We start from the raw sequence: 1,819 nt of genomic DNA, 5'->3' as shown, positions 1-1,819 counted from the left end.
CCTCTCTACGAAACTCTTCCGTATATGCCTGAGCTTTCTTCTTACCCATGGTACACCTCCGTGTTAGGCCGAAACCTAACTATACAGAGTGTCTACTAAACGTGGGTAAGTCTTCAACATAACGCCGCTAGCAGGGGCAGCCGAAGCGCAGCGTAGGCTGTCCAGCCCAGCCACCGGCTGGGCGAACCTGCCTAGCTTGGTTATCAGTGCCGCAATGAGCACCCGCTACCGGCACACTGCCAGCCACGGCTTGGCTGGCCACACCCCAATATTACGAGGGAAGAATACCGCATTTCTCCCCACCCATTTATTCACTTACTGGCACTCCACGATACTGCTGCGGACTACCTTCATCCACCGAAGCAGAACGAACACTCTAGGAACGAAACTGCCGGGATGCGGAACGACCGAGCTGCTCAATACTGGACGATAAACCAGTGCGAAAAATTACCCGCTGGTACCGACGGTGATATTGAGCCGACCGGCAACATAACGCCAAGCTAAGTGGCGGGCGCGATCAGTGTGCGTCCTTGCTTGAGCGCCTTGTTAAACGGCGACCTAATGATTGTTTGAACCACCAGAAAAGCACCAAAATTAATACTAAATAAACCGTGTAACTGATAAATACAAACCAGCCAACTATTAACACTGGGAAGATAAAATAGCTACGTTTATTAAGATAAACCGATGCAGCAACCGTCAGTAAACCAAAAGGAACGGCAGAATACAAAGCAGTAATTATTATTGGATAGACTGAATTACCCTGATCGAAAAACGACTGCCACCCAGCATAGGCTTCTGGCAACCCTGGCAGAATTATACAGCCGGAGTAAAAAGCCACGGCACCAATTATTAGCGCAAATATCTTATTGATCTCGAGCTTTAGCACTTTTCTTCCTTGTGGCCATTGGTCTTACCCACAAAAAGTAGACACTCTAACTATGCGCATTTGCGCTCATACTCTGCTGGACTTTTGTAACCCAGTGTAGAGTGCCTGCGGACTCTGTTGTAGAAAACCTCAATGTATTCAAACACCTCGGATTTCGCCTGGCTGATACTTTCAAAGCTCACTGCGTACACGAGCTCTACCTTGAGCCGGCTGAAAAATGACTCCATCGCAGCATTGTCCCAGCAGTTCGCCTGCCGGCTCATACTGGGGAGGCAACCATTCGCTGATAGAAGATCCCGGTACCCCTGTGCCCGATATTGAACGCCTCGATCCGAGTGGACAATCAGCCCCGGCTTGGCATCTCTTCCCTGCAGAGCCATTCTCAACGCCCTCTTGGTGAGCTCTTCCGTCATCTGGGTGTCCAACGCCCAGCCGACGATCCGCCGGGAATAGAGATCCATCACTGCCGCAAGATACAGCCATCGATCCCTTACCCAGATATAGGTGATATCGCTGGTCCAGCGTCGATTTGGCCGATCAATCTCAAAACAGCGCTTCAGCAGGTTAGGAGAGACATTGATTCTACTTTCCACAGGCTTGCGGTACCGGAACCCCTTCCCATTCCTCGCCCGAATATGCTCTTTATGCATGATGTCAGCGATATAGTTGGTTGAACAGGGTATCCCCGCCTGCAGCAACTCCTGGGTGATCCTAGGCGCGCCGTAACGGGCCCTGAAGAACTCAAAGGTATCCCTGACCTTCTTCGTCACCCGTTTCCTGCGGCTGGCTCGCTCACTCTCCCTTCTTCCCAGCCAGCGGTAATAACCGGATGCTGATACTTCCAGGCAACGACACATCAAGCGCACCGGGTACAACCCTACATGCTCACGTATCAGTGCGTACTTTACTCTTGGTGGTTCGCAAAGTACG

2 protein-coding genes are annotated in these 1,819 nt (G+C 51.2%); both read right to left on the bottom strand.

Features of this window, described 5'->3' with window-relative positions:
- Positions 1-517: 517 nt before the first annotated feature.
- Positions 518-889, bottom strand: a complete 372-nt coding sequence (locus ABEA58_RS14210) for a hypothetical protein (protein ID WP_345552557.1) — start codon at positions 887-889, stop codon at positions 518-520.
- Between the two features lie 50 nt (positions 890-939).
- A partial coding sequence (locus tag ABEA58_RS14205) for an IS3 family transposase (RefSeq protein ID WP_345552555.1) occupies positions 940-1,819 on the bottom strand: 880 nt, incomplete at its 5' end.

This window comes from Microbulbifer aestuariivivens (assembly GCF_039545115.1).
Taxonomy (GTDB): Bacteria; Pseudomonadota; Gammaproteobacteria; order Pseudomonadales; family Cellvibrionaceae; genus Microbulbifer; species Microbulbifer aestuariivivens.
This window is presented reverse-complemented; position numbering and strand designations above follow the sequence as displayed.